This window comes from Vibrio sp. 10N.247.311.14 (assembly GCF_041467715.1).
GTDB classification, from domain to species: domain Bacteria; phylum Pseudomonadota; class Gammaproteobacteria; order Enterobacterales; family Vibrionaceae; genus Vibrio; species Vibrio crassostreae_C.
Genome location: NZ_JBFSVE010000005.1, coordinates 16,837 through 34,545, shown reverse-complemented (window position 1 = coordinate 34,545; position 17,709 = coordinate 16,837). Strand labels below are relative to the sequence as shown.

At 45.3% G+C, this 17,709-nt stretch carries 13 protein-coding genes and 2 pseudogenes; 4 read left to right on the top strand and 11 right to left on the bottom strand.

Going from position 1 to position 17,709, the window contains the following annotated elements:
- Window positions 1–115 precede the first annotated feature (115 nt).
- From AB6F11_RS03075 to AB6F11_RS03055, 5 genes and pseudogenes are all read right to left on the bottom strand, one after another.
- Window positions 116–304: a hypothetical protein gene (locus AB6F11_RS03075; RefSeq protein WP_017070242.1), complete on the bottom strand. Its 189-nt coding sequence runs from the start codon at window positions 302–304 to the stop codon at window positions 116–118.
- A 165-nt stretch (window positions 305–469) separates the two neighbouring features.
- Window positions 470–907, bottom strand: a pseudogene (locus AB6F11_RS03070) (hypothetical protein); the annotation flags it as partial.
- Between the two features lie 80 nt (window positions 908–987).
- Window positions 988–1,555, bottom strand: a pseudogene (locus AB6F11_RS03065) (tetratricopeptide repeat protein); the annotation flags it as partial.
- A 118-nt stretch (window positions 1,556–1,673) separates the two neighbouring features.
- Window positions 1,674–2,363: a DUF2786 domain-containing protein gene (locus tag AB6F11_RS03060; RefSeq protein WP_017059769.1), complete on the bottom strand. Its 690-nt coding sequence runs from the start codon at window positions 2,361–2,363 to the stop codon at window positions 1,674–1,676.
- Between the two features lie 209 nt (window positions 2,364–2,572).
- Window positions 2,573–3,256: a DUF3334 family protein gene (locus AB6F11_RS03055; RefSeq protein WP_017059770.1), complete on the bottom strand. Its 684-nt coding sequence runs from the start codon at window positions 3,254–3,256 to the stop codon at window positions 2,573–2,575.
- A gap of 222 nt (window positions 3,257–3,478) precedes the next feature.
- On the opposite strand from AB6F11_RS03055, the gene AB6F11_RS03050 reads away from it, so the two are divergent.
- Entirely contained in the window at window positions 3,479–6,514 is a 3,036-nt protein-coding gene (locus AB6F11_RS03050) for an FAD-binding and (Fe-S)-binding domain-containing protein (protein WP_102393417.1), read from the top strand.
- Between the two features lie 66 nt (window positions 6,515–6,580).
- Window positions 6,581–7,042, top strand: coding sequence for an isoprenylcysteine carboxylmethyltransferase family protein (locus AB6F11_RS03045; RefSeq protein WP_017066183.1), 462 nt, complete (start codon window positions 6,581–6,583; stop codon window positions 7,040–7,042).
- A gap of 91 nt (window positions 7,043–7,133) precedes the next feature.
- Here the strand turns inward: AB6F11_RS03045 and AB6F11_RS03040 are convergent, their stop codons facing one another.
- From AB6F11_RS03040 to hutC, 6 genes are all read right to left on the bottom strand, one after another.
- Window positions 7,134–7,859: a DUF3581 domain-containing protein gene (locus AB6F11_RS03040; protein WP_017067089.1), complete on the bottom strand. Its 726-nt coding sequence runs from the start codon at window positions 7,857–7,859 to the stop codon at window positions 7,134–7,136.
- A 211-nt stretch (window positions 7,860–8,070) separates the two neighbouring features.
- On the bottom strand, window positions 8,071–9,603 hold the full coding sequence (gene hutH, locus AB6F11_RS03035; RefSeq protein WP_102393418.1) for a histidine ammonia-lyase: 1,533 nt from the start codon (window positions 9,601–9,603) through the stop codon (window positions 8,071–8,073).
- Window positions 9,604–9,617: 14 nt separating this feature from the next.
- The gene (hutU, locus tag AB6F11_RS03030; protein WP_102393419.1) at window positions 9,618–11,312 is read right to left on the bottom strand and encodes a urocanate hydratase; all 1,695 of its coding nucleotides are present in this window, start codon (window positions 11,310–11,312) and stop codon (window positions 9,618–9,620) included.
- A gap of 72 nt (window positions 11,313–11,384) precedes the next feature.
- Window positions 11,385–12,413 carry a formimidoylglutamase gene (gene hutG, locus AB6F11_RS03025; RefSeq protein WP_102393420.1) on the bottom strand — a complete coding sequence of 343 codons (1,029 nt, stop codon included), beginning with the start codon at window positions 12,411–12,413 and terminating at the stop codon, window positions 11,385–11,387.
- Window positions 12,400–13,650 (bottom strand): imidazolonepropionase, encoded by a 1,251-nt coding sequence (hutI, locus tag AB6F11_RS03020; protein ID WP_102393421.1) that lies wholly within the window; start codon window positions 13,648–13,650, stop codon window positions 12,400–12,402. Before hutI ends, hutG begins: the two co-directional genes overlap by 14 nt.
- Before the next feature lie 113 nt (window positions 13,651–13,763).
- Entirely contained in the window at window positions 13,764–14,477 is a 714-nt protein-coding gene (gene hutC, locus AB6F11_RS03015; RefSeq protein WP_102393422.1) for a histidine utilization repressor, read from the bottom strand.
- Between the two features lie 181 nt (window positions 14,478–14,658).
- Between hutC and AB6F11_RS03010 the strand changes: the two genes are divergently transcribed.
- Window positions 14,659–15,402: a sporulation protein gene (locus AB6F11_RS03010; RefSeq protein WP_102393423.1), complete on the top strand. Its 744-nt coding sequence runs from the start codon at window positions 14,659–14,661 to the stop codon at window positions 15,400–15,402.
- A 377-nt stretch (window positions 15,403–15,779) separates the two neighbouring features.
- A complete protein-coding gene (gene thrS / locus AB6F11_RS03005; RefSeq protein ID WP_017059786.1) occupies window positions 15,780–17,708 on the top strand; it encodes a threonine--tRNA ligase in 1,929 nt (642 codons plus the stop codon).
- Window position 17,709: the final 1 nt, after the last annotated feature.

Genomic DNA, 17,709 nt, shown 5'->3' with positions numbered 1-17,709 from the left:
AGAAGAAAGAAGAAAGAAGAAAGAAGAAAGAAGAAAGAAGAAAGAAGAAAGAAGATCTAAAACCACAGGCACAAAAAAAGCGCCTTAGGCGCTTTCTTATATTTCACGGTGTTGCTTATCTCAATGTCGCTTGGGAGAGTTTTGCTCTCATTTCAATTTCACCAATATTGAACTGGCGAACATCAATGGTTGCAATATCATTGCACTCGTTACATGCATGATGACACTTACCATCTAGGTAGTCGTGCTTTTTAACTAGGCTTGGCTTTTTGCACCAATCACAAACGCCTTCTATTGTGAACATATTCTCTCCTCACCTGTTTAAGTCAGGTGTATTTTCGGCGCAAATTATGACACAAGTAAGACCCATTAGTTAATAGTTTGTTACCCGTTTTTGAGAGGGGGATCGATTGCAACACCAATAAAATCGATATCTTTGAGATCTAGGAAAATGAAGATGTGTGTTTGTTTACGGTATTGTAACATTTTGTAAAATGGTTTTTAGCGCATTGTTCAAACGTTTCATTTCTTCGTCACATCCGTGACCATCTGGATGGTAGATCTTTGATAGCTGTTTGTATCGGATCTTGATGCTTTTCTGGTCGGGGATTGAGCTAGGTGTGTAGCCAAATAGCGCGCAGGCCACCTGCAAATTACTCAGACCTTTGCTGTTTTTCTGCTTCTTCAATTCGTGGAACATAGTGTTCAGCTGGCATTTTTGCTGCTTAATCGTAAGGTCCTTCGAGCTAAGCTGCGCTTCAAGTGATTGTTGTTGCTGTCGCGAATCACCCGACTTTAGAGCTTGTCTTTTTCTTGAGATAACGAGCGTCGCAATAATGCTGATGATTGAAATCAACACGGCCAACGCAGCACCAATCATATAGTCAGAGCTAGTTAGGTTAGAACTGGAGAGGTTAGAGCGTGATGCTTGGTTAGATTGAACGTGCTTAGATACCCCCTGACTGGTGTCTATTTCAGAGTCGATGCTGTCATCGAGCTGTTCTATTGAAGAGATCTGTTTTGCACGTTGCTGGTTGAATTGTGCTTCCAAAATGCGATTGTAGCCCTCTTCTGCTTGTGGATTATCTTTTAAGGCTGCTTCATACCATAGCTGCGCTTTATCTAATGGTTGAAGGAGGTCTTGTTCTAGCGAGGATTCGTAGAGTTTTGCTACCTCGATAGGTGCGCGCTGGTTACCTTGCAACGCCGCTTTAATAAACCATTCCAAAGCAAGCTTGTTACTTTGTTCAACACCTGTACCTGCCAAGTACCATTCACCCAGTCTAAATTGCGCGTTTGGGTTGCCGTTTTCTGCTGACTGCGTGTACCAATACAATGCATCACTGGTGCTAACAGGAACGTCGACACCCGATTCATAAGCTTGAGCCAATTGGTATTGAGAAACTGGATCTTGAGGTTGTGATTCTAGTGAAAATTCATCACTGCTTGCTGCGTACACGAAATGTGTGGTGGACAACGGTATCGTGGAAAAGATGAGGGCTAGAAATAGAGCTCTAAGAAATGATGAGGGGGGAAAATTGGACACGATAAACAATGGGACCTCATAGTTAAGTCTAATACGATATGTGGTTGTCAATTAAGTCGTATCTTCTTCGGCGAGTGATACGACTAAAGTAATCACTATCAATACCCTAAGCCAATGTGCATCGGCTCTATGATTTAGTTATTTTTTTAGCTGCCTGGGTACCGCCAACTGGTCGATTAACAGACAATTTACGACCTTTCTTCAAACCAACTTCATAATCGGCGGTGAGGTTTTTCATCGCTTCTCTCAGTTGCTGCTTGAACGTTTCACGGTCGATATTTTTGAATTCTTTATCAATGTAGTTATTGATCTTGTTGTTTGATTCGTCGTCGGGAGTAATGGTTGGTAGCTTTTCAAGCGCACCTTCAACCCAGCCTGAAACAAACGAGTTCACGCGGCGTGTCACTTCTAAGGACCCTGTGCCAGAGCCAGCAAAGCTATTTCTGAATTGGCCGGTGTGTTCATTCAGTTCACGATAAATGATATCGAAAGCGAACGCTGCGAAGATCGCGCGGTCGGCTTCACCAATGAACTCAACACGCTTGAGGCCTTTATGATTCAGCAATACGGCTTCTACGCCAAATTTGGTGTTGATACCGCGAATAACACGCAGCAGTGTAGAACTGATATTTGCAGGTAACAGGTGACTGGACTGAGTTTTCCCCATCTTGATAAATTCAATATCGTCTTTTTCGAGACCATATTTCAGCATCAAGTTATGCGCCATTTTTATCGCATTGGCAGCTTCATTGACGTTCGCAGAATTTCCAAGCTCAAGACACTTGGCAATTTTCTTTAGGGCTTTTTTCTTATCCATCGACAATTTAATCAGTACCGCAAATTTTTAAAAGTCCAACATTTTACATGTTTTCGCGGGTAACAGAAAGGCAAAACTGGTTTGATGAACAAGGAAGGCGGTGAACATTGAACTGCATGAGCCCAGTTGGCGGTAAAAACAAAAACGCCATCAAGCGTATTGATGGCGTTAGTGACACGTTTTTTCAATATGTCTAGAGCATTCGTAAACTAGATACCCAGTTCATCGAGTAGATCTGCCGCAGAATCATTGCCAGAGCTTTGAGCTGGCTTGTTCGCTTCTTGCATTTTTTTCTGAGTCGCCTCAAGAATGCTATCTGGACATTCGTCTTCTGCGATTTCAAATTCTTCTAATTGAATGAACTCAGTCTTATCCATCGCAAGCTCAAGGTAGAAGATGTTGTTATTAGCGGTAGAGAAGGTCACACGACGAGCTTGTGGACGGTCGAGATTGGTATCAACAGAAAGGTTAACTTGCTTGTTCAGAGCCAGCATTTTCGGTTGGTTTTGTGTGATGTTGGTTTGCAGCTCTTTGCGGATTTTATTGGTGAAATCGCCAACTAATTGGTTCATCAACTCACCCAATACATCACCCACTTCGTCTGAAGTATGAAGCACAGCAAGCTCGTTTTCAGGCATGCCCATATTGCGCATGTAATTGGTGTAGATCTCTAGCGCTGCTTTGGACGTAAAATTAATAACAACGAGACCAGAAAAGCCGCCGTCAAACAGAACGAAGCAACCAAAATCTGGCTTTAGGCTTGTCTTGTTGATCTTTTGAACCATGGCTGAATAGGACACCTGAGAAGCCGTCGCTGAAGTCAGTACGCTTGAGACTGATTGGCATAGTTTAAGAAGGATATCTTCAGTTGTGACTGTTTTGTTTTTTTTCATTGTGATGTGCTCGTGGAGATGTCTTAAACAAAATGTTATTCAGTATATTGTTACTGAATTAAGACGAAAGTGACTATTTCTCCATTCTTGCACTGAGATTCTGATTTGATCACCTTTTTATATGATCTTAATAGTAGTAAAGTGACGAAATTCAAAGAAAATTATTAAAAATCTCAGATAACCCAATGCTGATAGGATCAGCGAAGTAGGGGCAGGAAGCAAATGTTACCAAGACTTCAACTCAATGCTGATGTCGATCCAGTTGTCGTACGCTTTTTAGATGAACTAAAAACAGCGGGCTTTACTGGCGACATTGAATCTCAATATTCTAGCCGTTTGGCTGTGGCGACTGATAATAGTGTCTATCAGCAATTGCCGCAGGCGGTCATCCTTCCTAAAACAACGCAAGACGTTGTGCTTATCGGTAAAGTGGTTTCTAAATCCGCTTACGAACGCGTGACTTTTTCCCCTCGTGGCGGCGGTACCGGAACCAATGGACAATCTTTAACAAAAGGTGTCGTGGTTGACCTGTCGCGATACATGAATAAGGTTCTTGAGATTAACGAGAAAGAGGGCTGGGTAAGAGTTCAGTCTGGTGTCGTTAAAGATCAATTGAACGACGCTGTTCGCCCTTATGGTTACTTTTTCTCTCCAGACCTTTCTACCAGTAACCGAGCAACCTTGGGTGGCATGATCAATACCGATGCTTCGGGCCAAGGGTCATTGAAGTACGGCAAAACGTCTGACCATGTATTGTCGCTGCAAGCGGTGTTCGCAGATGGTTCATGTCTAGAATCTGATTTATCACACGGCTTACCTGTAGAGGGTGAATTCGCTCACCATGCACTTGCGGTGACAGAGGCGGTTTGTCGAGACAAACGCGCTCAAATCTTAGATAAATTCCCTCCGCTGAATCGCTTCTTAACAGGCTATGACCTAAAGAATGCAATCAACGAACAAGATGACAGCTTTGACCTAACTCGCGTTCTATGTGGCGCTGAAGGTTCTTTAGCATTCATCACGGAAGCAAAGTTAAACCTAACCAAGATTCCAAAAGCGCGCACACTGGTTAACGTGAAATACAACACGTTTGATTCTGCGCTGCGTAATGCGCCGTTCATGGTGGAAGCGAAAGCACTGTCTGTTGAAACAGTAGATTCAAGAGTATTGAACCTAGCGAAGCAAGACATCGTTTGGCACACCGTGAGCGATTTGCTGACTGATGTTCCGAACAAAGAGATGCTTGGCATCAACATGGTTGAGTTTGCAGGCCAAGATGAAGCGGAAGTTGAACAGCAAGTTCAAGCGCTGACTGCACGCCTTGAAATCATGGTTGAAAGCGAAGAAGCCGGCGTGATTGGTTTTCAAGTTTGTAGCGATTTGGCGAGCATTGGCCGAATCTACAACATGCGTAAGAAAGCAGTGGGTCTGTTAGGTGCGGCGAAAGGCCGAGCTAAGCCAGTCGCTTTTGCTGAAGATACTTGTGTACCACCAGAAAACCTCGCGGATTTCATCTCTGAATTTAGAGTGTTACTCGATTCAAAAGAGTTGAATTACGGCATGTTTGGTCACGTTGACGCGGGCGTATTACACGTTCGTCCAGCATTGGATCTGTGTGACCCGATGCAAGAAGCATTGATGCATGAAGTCTCTGATGAAGTGGTTAAGCTGGTGGCGAAATACGGCGGTTTAATGTGGGGCGAGCACGGTAAAGGTTTCCGTTCTGAGTATGGCCCAGACTTCTTTGGTGAAGAGCTGTTTACCGAATTAAGACGTGTTAAAGCAGCATTCGACCCGCACAACAAGATGAACCCAGGCAAGATCTGTACGCCTTTAGAAAGTGACGCTGAATTGGTGAAAGTCACCGATACCAAGCGTGGTTTCTACGACCGTCAGATCGACGTACAAGTTCGTGACAGCTTCAAGCAAGCAATGGAATGTAACGGTAACGGCTTGTGTTTCAACTACGATACTAGCTCGCCAATGTGTCCTTCAATGAAAGTTACGGCTGACCGACGTCACTCACCCAAAGGCCGCGCAGGCTTGGTAAGAGAGTGGTTGCGTCAACTGACTGAACAAGGCGTTGATATTCTCGACCTTGAGCAAGAAGCGTTGAAAGACAACACACCCGTTAAGACTATGATTGAGCGTGTTCGCAATACGATGAACAAACGCCATGAGTACGATTTCTCGCATGAAGTTCATGAGGCGATGAACGGTTGTTTGGCGTGTAAAGCGTGTGCGAGTCAATGTCCGATCAAAGTCGATGTACCAAGTTTCCGTTCTCGATTCTTGAACATCTACTACTCGCGTTACCAGCGCCCTGCAAAAGATTATCTAGTTGCCAACATTGAAACCATGCTGCCGCTGATGGCGAAGGCGCCAAAAGTAGTCAACGCTGCATTGGGTCAAAAGTGGATCCAAACGGCAACAGCTAAAACGGTCGGTTATGTTGATGCACCATTGATGTCGGTGCCTACGCTCAAAAATCGTCTAGCGAGTAAAGAGCTGCAACTCTTCGATTTACAGTATTTAGAAGGCTTGTCTTCTGAACAGAAGAAACAGCATGTACTGATCGTTCAAGACCCGTTTACCAGCTTCTATGATGCCGAGGTGATTGAAGACTTCGTCACTCTGGCTCAAAAACTTGGCAAAACTCCGGTACTGCTGCCGTTCAAACCGAATGGTAAAGCGTTGCACATCAAGGGCTTCTTAAATCGTTTTGCACGTGAGGCGAAATCGACTTCGGATTTCTTGTCGATGGTGGCGGATATCGGAATTCCTTTGGTCGGTGTTGATCCTGCTCTTGTGCTTTGTTACCGCGATGAATACGTCGAGATCTTAGGTGACAAGCGCGGCGACTTTGATGTACTTACTGTGCATGAATGGTTAATGCCATCGCTAGGTGAGTTCGAAGCACGCTCAGCAAGTGAAGATATGTGGTACTTGTTTGCTCACTGTACTGAGAAAACCAAAATGCCGAACGCTGAAAAAGAGTGGGGTACTATCTTCAAACACTTTGGGGCGGCGTTAACCAGCGTTCCTGTCGGCTGTTGTGGTATGGCGGGAACTTTCGGCCACGAAGTCGATAAGCTACAAATGTCGAAAGACATATATGGTTTAAGCTGGAAGCCTCAAATGCAGGACTTACCAAAAGATCGTTGCTTGGTGACGGGCTATTCTTGCCGCAGCCAAGTGAAGCGTTTTGAAGGTGAGAAGCTTGCTCACCCATTACAGGCGCTAGCAAAAATTCTCTAATACATTTAGCCCAGCAATTGCTGGGCTTTTTTCTAAACTAACAAAGGAATGTTAATAAGGAAAAGTATGAAATTTCTAGAATTAAAAGTACCACCAGTTGCACTGTTCATTATTGTATTCGTAGCATCATACTTCTGCGCTCAACAGTTGAGCCAAGGGACACTGGCATTGCCTTATGGAATGATTGTGTTAGGAATCGGAGTCACATTGAGTGGTGTGATCGGAATATCCGGCATATTGGAATTTCGAAAACAGAAAACCACCGTTAACCCGATCAAAGTAGAAACCGCTTCAGCCGTCGTGGACAGTGGAATTTTTGGCTACACGCGAAACCCAATGTACTTAGGGTTGTTCATCCTGCTATTTTGCTTTGGCTACTTCTTCCAGAATATCTTCAGTGTACTACTTAGCTTTGGCTTCGTAATCTACATGAATTACTTCCAAATCAAACCCGAAGAGCGAGCACTAGAACAATTATTCGGCGCAGAATATGTTGATTACAAACAAAAGGTTAGACGCTGGATTTAGTGATGATTTGAGTGCTGGCTTAGTAATCGAAATAAAAAAGCCCAGCTTGAGATTATCAAGCTGGGCTTTATTGATCTTGTTCTAGAGCTGATTAAGCAGCGGCTGTGAACTGAGCTAGAAACATCTCTTTGCGTTCGTTGAAGCGGTTTACTAGGTCGTCTACAGAAGCTTGGTCGTATGGCTTAAGGCCACTTGCTACCATACGCTTCACGCCTTTACCTACTACTTCGCCGTCTTCTTTGAAATCGAAGTTCAGGGTCACGATGCCACGTTTTCCTTCAACATCAAAAGTCGCGCCAGAGAATTCAACTTCTGGGTGAGACAGGTCTAGGCGAGTAAATTCAACTTCCATGCTCTCGTAAATCACTAGAGGACGTTGGCAGTTGATCATCATTTGTTGTTCTTCCATAAGAGGAACCATGATGTGTGGGAAGTTCATGCCAGAGAACTTAACGTAGTTTGTTACTACGTGCTCGATGAATGCTTGATCATGGCTCTTCTCACCTTCACAAGACATGTGTAGGTACTCTTTACCATTTGCATCGATAAGTGAGCTCTCTTTTTCACACTTGTTGTCAACGCTTAACGCAATACCGTTACCAACCATACCTGAAAAATCAAAACGCATTTTTTGGCTGATGCCTTCTTTTTGCAGAAGTACTGCAAATAAAAGATCGCCAGGTACACAGAAGCGCTTGTTGTCTTCATCGTGAATCGGGTTGAAATCGCCAGCTACTTTTTTAGCAAAGTGGCTTGCTTGTTCACGAGTGAATTGAAATTGATTGTCTTCAGTAGAAAAGTAAGGTGTCAGAAACATAGTATCGCTATTAGTCATCAAATCTGGGGTGGATTATAGCTAACTAACTTCGTTCTAATGGTCTATCCAGTTAACTTTGCTTATATATCAGTCGATTAGATAAATACGTTGGATGGTATGTGACGATTTTGAGGGGAATAGGGGCTTGGATTCAATGCAACAAGGGCTAATCAATAGCCCCTGTTTATATGACGTGCTATTTCGCCAAACCTTAGAAGCTACACAGTAGGCCTTCTGGCATTAGATGGTTATGCACTGATAATTTGAGCAGTAGATTTGCTTGCTCGATATCAGGTGAGAAGTAACGGTCTTTGTCGTAGAAGCTGACTTTCTCGCGCAGTATCTGTTTTGCTTCTTCTACTCGAGGAGAAGAGAGATTTGGTGCTCTAAAATCCAAGCCTTGTGCTGCTGCTAAGTATTCAACAGCCAAGATGCCACGGGTGTTTTCTGCCATGTCACGCAGTCGACGACCCGCAAAGGTTGCCATAGATACATGATCTTCTTGGTTTGCCGATGTTGGAAGGCTGTCTACTGAAGCTGGGTGTGCCAGTGTTTTATTCTCGCTTGCCAGAGCAGCAGACGTTACTTGAGCAATCATAAAGCCTGAGTTAACGCCGCCGTTATCGACTAAGAAAGGTGGAAGTTTGCTTAGTGCGCTATCAATCAGCAGTGCCATTCTTCGTTCAGAAAGGCTACCAATTTCTGCAATCGCAAGTGCTAGGTTATCCGCTGCCATTGCCACAGGTTCTGCGTGGAAGTTACCACCTGAAATAATGTCGCCGTCTTCAGCAAATACCAGTGGGTTATCCGATACCGAGTTCGCTTCAACGTTTAACGTTTCTGCTGAATTACGAATTTGCTGTAAACAGGCACCCATCACTTGAGGCTGACAGCGCAACGAGTAAGGGTCTTGAACCTTTTCACAGCAAGTGTGTGATTCACCAATCTCACTCTTTTGATCAAGCATATGGCGATAAGCAAGCGCGGCATCCATTTGACCACGATGACCACGAACGCGATGAATTCGAGGGTCAAACGGACGACGACTACCCAGTGCAGCTTCAACAGACATTGCACCACATGCGGTTGCAGACGCAAACAAGTCTTCCGCTGCGAACAGACCTTCTAATGCAAAGGCAGTCGATGCTTGTGTGCCGTTTAACAGCGCTAAGCCTTCTTTCGGCGCAAGTGTGATTGGTTCAAGACCTGCGATCTGCATTGCTTCTAAGCCAGTGATGATCTTGCCGTTGTGGCGTGCTTGGCCTTCACCTAGCAGAACGGTACTCATGTGGGCGAGGGGAGCAAGATCTCCAGATGCGCCTACTGATCCTTTTTGTGGAACGCACGGGTAAACCTGCGCGTTCACAAGATCGATAAGAGCGTTAATCACTTTGAGGCGGATACCAGAGTAACCGCGAGACAAGTTGTTAATCTTCAATACCATCATCAAGCGTACGGTTTCATCAGACATGAACTTGCCAATGCCCGCAGCGTGAGAAAGTACAATACTTTTCTGTAGAACTTCGAGATCTTCAGGCGCAATCTTGGTGTTTGCTAATAAGCCAAAACCCGTGTTGATGCCATACACAGTGCGGTCTTCAGCAATCACTTGTTCGACAACTTGCATGCTCGCTTCGATATCCGGGATTGCTGCAGGATCGAGTGATAAGTTCACAGGGCTACGGCTGATTTTTCGAAGTTCAGATAGGCCAAGAAGTCCTGGCTTAAGTAATAAGTTCAACATGTTCTCTCCAGACATTAAAGGCGACGAAGTTCTTCGTTTAGCATAGGTAAATCAAGCTTCTGCTCTTTGGCACATTGCTTGGCAATATCGTAACCTGCATCAGCATGACGCATAACGCCGGTTGCTGGGTCATTGTGAAGTACGCGAGCAATACGCTGTGATGCATCTTCACTGCCGTCACAACAAATCACCATGCCTGAGTGTTGCGAGAAGCCCATACCAACGCCACCACCGTGGTGCAAAGAAACCCAAGTTGCGCCGCCCGCTGTGTTCAGAAGGGCATTCAATAGAGGCCAATCTGATACGGCATCTGATCCATCCATCATGCCTTCTGTTTCGCGGTTCGGGCTTGCTACTGAACCTGAATCTAGGTGGTCACGACCGATAACAACTGGTGCTTTCAGTTCGCCATTTTTCACCATTTCATTGAATGCTTGGCCTAAGCGTTCACGATCTTTCAAGCCAACCCAACAAATACGCGCTGGCAGGCCTTGGAACTGAATGCGTTCACGCGCCATATCTAGCCAGTTATGTAGATGTGGGTTGTCTGGAATCAGTTCTTTTACTTTTTGGTCTGTTTTGTAGATGTCTTCTGGGTCACCAGATAGTGCCGCCCAACGGAAAGGACCAATACCTTCGCAGAATAAAGGTCGAATATAAGCCGGAACGAAACCTGGGAAATCAAACGCGTTTTCTACGCCTTCTTCCAGTGCCATTTGGCGAATGTTATTACCGTAATCCACGGTCGCTGCGCCGCGGTATTGCAGGTCTAACATCGCTTGTACTTGAATCGCCATAGATTGCTTAGCGGCTTTCACCACTTTTGCTTCATCAATGGAGCGCTCTTGTGCGGCTTTCTCCATCGTCCAACCTTGCGGCAAGTAGCCGTTAAGAGGATCGTGGGCAGAGGTTTGGTCAGTCACCACATCAGGTGTGATATTGCGTTCAACTAACTCTGGGAAGACGTCTGCGGCGTTACCTAATAAGCCAACAGAGATTGGCGTGTCTGACTCTTTAATCATTGCCATCGCTTCATCTAAGCTGGTGGCTTTTTTGTCTACATAGCCAGTACGCAAGCGGTAGTCGATTCGTGATTCATCACACTCCACTGCGATCATTGAGAAGCCAGCCATCGTTGCAGCAAGAGGTTGAGCGCCGCCCATGCCACCAAGACCACCCGTTAGAACCCATTTGCCCTTCGCTTCACCTTGGAAGTGCTTCTTGGCAATCGCGACAAAGGTTTCGTAAGTACCTTGAACGATGCCTTGTGAACCAATGTAAATCCAGCTGCCTGCTGTCATTTGGCCGTACATCATCAAGCCTTCTTTATCGAGCTCGTTGAAGTGTTCCCAGTTCGCCCAGTGTGGAACAAGGTTCGAGTTAGCGATCAGTACGCGAGGTGCGTTTTTATGAGTCGGGAACACGCCCACAGGTTTACCTGATTGAACAAGTAAGGTTTGGTCGTCCTCTAAACGCTCTAATACTTCAACAATTTTGTCATAACATTTCCAATCACGTGCCGCGCGACCAATACCGCCATACACAACCAGTGCATGTGGGTGTTCTGCCACATCAGGGTCTAGGTTGTTCATCAGCATACGCAGTGGTGCTTCTGTTAACCAAGATTTAGCGCGCAAAGTGGTGCCGTGAGGTGCGCGAATTTCGCGAGTCGTGTCGAGACGAGGGTCACTGTTGTGGTGTTCCGTCATTTTGGAATTCCTTCTGTTTCACGTTATATCGTTGTAGTTGTAGTTGTAGTTGTAGTTATCGGTATAGCTGGATTAGTCGCTGGCCATTGCACTGGCAATATCCCAACATAAACGAGCCGCTAATCGAGCCGTTTGGCCATCGACGTCGTAGTCTGGGTTGTATTCCGCTATGTCCGCGATAATGAGTTTTTCACTGTGTTGGAAAATCTGTTCTAGAAAAGGAGCAAGCGCTTCATAGCTCACGCCTCTTGCCGCTGGTGCACTTACGCCCGGCGCAGTAGCTGCGGGGAAAACATCGAGATCAATGGTGAGATAGAGATAATCACACTCAACGATGAATTTTTGTAACTTAATCAGTTGAGCGACTTGATTCACTTGGGTCATGTTGCGGTCGTGTTCATACCACACGCCCAGTTGGTCAGCTTTGTTAAACAGCGCTTTGGTATTGCTGGCGGCACTCACACCAAGACAAGCGTAATGAAATGGCCATTGATGTGCGTGGCAGTAATCACTGATCTGGTTAAAAGGCGTGCCGGAGCTCGGTTTAACATCGGTGATGTCGCTTTCAAATTCACGAAGATCAAAGTGAGCATCAAAATTAACGATGCCGATCTTAGGATTGTGTTCTGATTGAATTTTATTTAGGTGCTCAGCGAGACCTTGGAACGTTGCCCAAGCCACCTCGTGACCACCGCCAAGGGTAATCACTTTGTTGGTTGCTAAGGCATTGGCAATCACAGAAGCACACTGTTTTTGGCTGACTTCTAATTGACCATCATTGCACTCGATATCACCAAGATCGGCGATGTGTGCGTCACTGTGCCAAGCCATATTCGCCAACGCTTGGCGTATCAAGTTAGGTGCTTGTTTCGCGCCCACGCGTCCTTTATTTCTTGCAACACCGGCATCGCTGGCAAAGCCTACCAAGGCGATATCACCGTCAGTCAGCTTGTCACTTAACTCACTACTTTGCACTTGCTTGGTAATGTGATGAACGCGAGTACCGAGTGCGCCATCTTCAAGATCATTACGTCCGGTCCACACAAAGTTATGCACGGTTGTTGCGTTCTCTTGGATACCGTTGGATTTAGATTGAGTCATGACACACCTCGCCATTAACAATGCGTTTATGCAGGTGAGGAACACCGACTTGATAGCTTAGATCTGCAGGGTGGTCGATGTTCCAGATAGCCAAATCTGCGGCATAACCGATTTCGACTTTGCCTTTGGTTTGTGACTCACCAATGGCAGCCGCCGCGTTACAAGTTACACCGCGTAGCGCTTCTTCAGGCGTCGTACCAAACAGGGTGCAGCTCATGTTCATCATCAGCGTTAAGTCTGCAAAGGGAGATGTGCCGGGGTTTAGGTCGGTCGCGATCGCCATTGGGATTTTGTGTTCACGAAGTAAAGCAATAGGTGGCTGTTGAGTCTCTTTCAAGAAGTAGAAAGCCCCGGGTAATAAGGTGGCGACTGTGCCTGATTCTGCCAGTGCTTTTACTCCGGTTTCATCAAGGTATTCAACATGGTCGACAGAGAGTGCACCGTATTTAGCTGCGAGCGCACTGCCGCCCATATTTGAAAGTTGTTCAGTGTGACCTTTAATCGCTAGCCCATGTGCTTTGGCAGCTGCAAATACACGTTCGGTTTGTTCTAAGTTGAAGCCGATAGATTCGCAGAACACGTCAACGGCATCGGCGAGCCCTTGCTCTGCAGCTTTAGGAATGATCTCTTGGCAAACCAGATCTATGTAACGATCGGGCTGCTCTTTATATTCTGGTGGTACAGCATGGGCAGCGAGGAGAGTAGTGGTGATCTTAATACGACGATGATTTTCTAACGCTTTAGCCGCGCGTAACATCTTGAGTTCATCATCAAGCGTTAAACCATAGCCAGATTTTACTTCGATGCTGGTTACGCCACTTCTTAGCAGGCCATCGAGTCTAGGTAGTGCCATTTCAACCAGTTCAGACTCTTGTGCTACGCGTGTTGCAGTGACTGTCGCAAGAATCCCGCCGCCTTGTTTGGCGATGTCGGTGTAAGAGATACCATTCAAACGCTGTTCAAATTCGTTGGCGCGATTGCCTGCAAATACGAGGTGAGTGTGGCAATCAATCAGACCTGGGGTGACGAGCTTGTTCTTGCAATCATAGGTGATGTAATCCTCAGAGTTATCAGTGCTCGGTTGTTCTACTTCAGAAGCAAGTACGCCTTGGTTTGAACAAGAGATGGACACGATTTTACCGCTTTCGATAACGATATCTTGAGGGGAAGAGGGCTGATAACCGTCGGATCCCGAACTCATGGAGACCACTCGTGCGTTTTTGAGGATCAAATTCATAATCACCTAGATCTTTGCTAAATATTAAATGTATATACAAATAAATAGGCTAAACGCTGACCCGAATCAAGTTGATGTTGCAAAAATGTGATCGGCGATCAGGATGATGTTCTTTAATCTAGAAGTATCTTGGAGCTTAATTTGTACTTAGAGCCAGGATGGTAGAGTAATGCAAAGCTGATGAGACGTTCTTTACTCCATGTTCTTCTATTCAAAAGAAGGCAAGGCTCTGATTCAGAAAGCTTTAGTGACGTTCTAATTTGAGAGTCCGGAATAATAGCTTCAACCGTGTGTTCGATCGCACTCAACGGGCAGCTTTTTGAAAGGTATTCGTTGGGTGTAGAGGTTGAAAAGTCTTGCTCTAGGTATTTTGGAGCGGCTTGAGAATTCACCCAGCGCGCTTCCAGTTGTATCGGCGTATTGTCGGCAAAGTGTATGATTTCACTATAGAACACTTCTGCGTTAATCATCACACCTAACCGTGTAGCCGTGCTTTCATCAGCCTTGATGCTATCGTGCTTGATAACTTCGCTAGTATACGTTTGGCCTCGGTCTTTGATTTCTTGCGCGATGTTGTTGATATCAAGCAGTGGAGATTGCGCTTTTTCGTCTGGTTCACAAACAAAAGTACCTAGTCTTGGTTTCCTGATTAGCTTGCCTTCAGACACAAGATCTCGAATGGCTTTGTTGACCGTCATTCTACTCACATTGAACTGCTCTGTGAGTTCGAGTTCGGTGGTGATTTGATAACCCACCGGCCAGTGACCATTGGTGATTTTGTCGTCTATGAACTGTTTTATCTGAAGGTAGAGCGGCGCTTTCGACATAATGAAACCTTATTTGACTATACAAATAGAGTAACGGATTTTTTCATGATTTCAACATTTCCTCGGGCAATGTGACCTTATTCAACATAGATGGGGCAAATTGCTTGATTCTGTGAGGCAAGTGTCGCAAATTGTCACGCAATAACTATTCGTAAATCAAATAATTAGAAAGGGAAATAATATGTTTAAGAAATTGAAGGCCTCGTTGGGCATTGGTGCAGCAAAGGTTGATACCGTCTTAGATAATATTGACGTTTTCCAAGGTGGCGAGTTGTCTGGTAACGTTCACATCATTGGTGGCGACGTTGAGCAACAAATCGACCTGATTAACTTGGTTCTCAACACAGAAGTGAAAGTGGAAACAGAAGACAGCACCAGCTACGAAACCTTTTCACTTGGCCGTATTCAAGCCGTAGAGCCGTTCGTGATTCAACCCGGCGAAACTAAGTTGGTGCCATTCCGTCTTAAGCTAAATGATGAAACGCCAGTGACTGCGTTGAACGCAAAAATGAACCAGTGCCATGTTTGGGTAGAAACCAACCTAGATATTGGCTTCGCGATTGGCCCTAAAGACCGTGACTTTATCTCCGTACACCCACTGCCAACAGTCGCTAAAATCATCCAAGGTGTGGAAGCATCGGGCATGGCAATGGTGAAGGCAGACGTAGAGAAGGGCTTCTTAAAAGGCGATAGCTTTGCTTCTCGCTCAGGCTGTTACCAAGAGATTGAGTTTCGCAGCGGCGGCTTTATGAATAACAAAGAGATTGAACTGTCATTCATAGTAGATGGTTCTATGGTTCACTGCTTAGCCGAAATTGACCGCTCACTGAGCTTCCGCGGTGACCAATATATTTCATTTAGCTTACCTGCTAATGCTGCTGATTCAGATATTCGCAATGCAGTTTCAAGAATCATGAGTGCGTAGTTGCCTCTCTGTTAGTAGTGTCTTTCTATTAATAGGTTCAATATGATTTCTAAAGCCGAACTTAAACGTTCGGCTTTTTTGTATTGTAGATAAAGCCAACGAATTAATGATTGAGCTATGGGTAAGGCGTTAGAAGGATCTATATAGAAGAGACATTTCAGTCATATAGTTTTTGTGGTGCTACGGGACTAACATTGTCATTTCATATTATTTCGTTACAATGTTCGGCTACTCACAGATGTGGCATCTGTATTTGCTTCTATGTGGGTATATTTATTATGCATATATCCCCAATCAGCGTACTCGTTGATTGAAAGACATATATTAAACATTTTCATGTGTTGCTTGGTGTGCAACACCACTGTAAAGGACAAATAATGCCAATTATTACTCTTCCTGACGGTAGTCAGCGTCAATTTGACAACCCTGTATCAACTCTAGATGTTGCCCTATCAATCGGTCCTGGTCTTGCGAAAGCTACCATTGCTGGTCGTGTAGACGGCGAGCGTGTTGATGCTTGTGATCTTATCGAAAACGATGCAAGCCTAGAAATCATCACAGCTAAAGATGAAGTTGATGGCCTTGAGATCGTTCGTCACTCTTGTGCTCACCTTTTAGGCCACGCGGTTAAGCAGCTTTTTCCAGAGGCGAAAATGGCGATCGGTCCTACTATCGATAACGGTTTCTACTACGATATCGATCTTGAGCACTCTCTAACGCAAGACGATCTAGAAAAGATCGAAAAGCGCATGAAAGAGCTAGCGAAGACCAAATACCAGGTTGTTAAGAAGAAAGTTAGCTGGCAGGAAGCGCGCGACGCATTCGAAGCTCGCGGCGAGACTTACAAGATTGAAATCTTGGACGAGAACGTTTCTAAAGACGATCGTCCAGGCCTGTACCATCACGAAGAATACATCGATATGTGTCGTGGTCCACACGTGCCTAACATGAGCTTCTGCCAGCACTTCACTCTACTTAACGTAGCGGGTGCATACTGGCGTGGTAACAGTGACAACAAGATGCTTCAACGTATCTACGGCACTGCATTCCACGACAAGAAGGCACTTAAAGCTCACCTTGTGCGCCTAGAAGAAGCGGCTAAACGTGACCACCGTAAAATCGGTAAAGCGCTTGACCTATTCCACATGCAGCAAGAAGCACCAGGCATGGTGTTCTGGCACCACAACGGTTGGACTATCTTCCGTGAGCTAGAAGTATTTATTCGTCAAAAACTGACTGAGTACGATTACCAAGAAGTTAAAGGCCCATTAATGATGGACCGTGTTCTTTGGGAACGCTCTGGTCACTGGGATAAGTACGCTGAAGCGATGTTCACTACTTCTTCAGAGAACCGTGAATACGCTATCAAGCCAATGAACTGTCCTGGTCACGTTCAAATCTTCAACCAAGGTTTGAAATCTTACCGTGATCTACCGCTACGTATGGCTGAGTTCGGCTCATGTCACCGTAATGAGCCGTCTGGCGCACTTCACGGCATTATGCGTGTTCGTGGCTTCACTCAAGATGATGCTCACGTATTCTGTACTGAAGACCAAGTTCAACAAGAAGTTAAAGCTTGTATTGAAATGGTTTACGATACTTACACAACTTTCGGCTTCGAAAGCATCGTTGTTAAGCTATCTACTCGTCCAGAACAGCGTGTAGGTTCAGACGAAATGTGGGACCGTGCAGAGGCTGACCTTAAGCAAGCGCTAGAGGCAATGGACATTGCATACGAGATTCAAGAAGGCGAGGGTGCGTTCTACGGACCTAAGATTGAATTTACTTTGCATGATTGTTTGGACCGCGCTTGGCAATGTGGTACAGTGCAGCTCGATTTTGCATTACCAGAACGTTTAGGTGCTACTTACGTAGGTGAAGATAACGAGCGTCACACGCCAGTTATGATCCACCGCGCGATTTTAGGTTCACTAGAACGCTTCATTGGTATTCTTATTGAAGAATACGCTGGCTTCTTCCCAACGTGGTTGGCGCCAGAACAAGCAGTTGTAATGGGCATTACAGACAAACAGTCTGAATATGTACAAGAAATTACGAAAAAACTGCAAAAAAGTGGATTTAGAGTCAAAGCAGACTTGAGAAATGAGAAGATTGGCTTTAAAATCCGCGAACATACTTTGAAACGTGTACCGTTCATGCTTGTGTGTGGTGACCAAGAAATGGAAGCCGGCGAAATTGCAGTACGTACACGTAAAGGTAAGGACCTTGGCAAATTTAAAGTGGATGACTTTATTTCATACATCCAAGCCGAGGTTTCAAGCCGTAAGCTCAATCTGGAGGAATAGC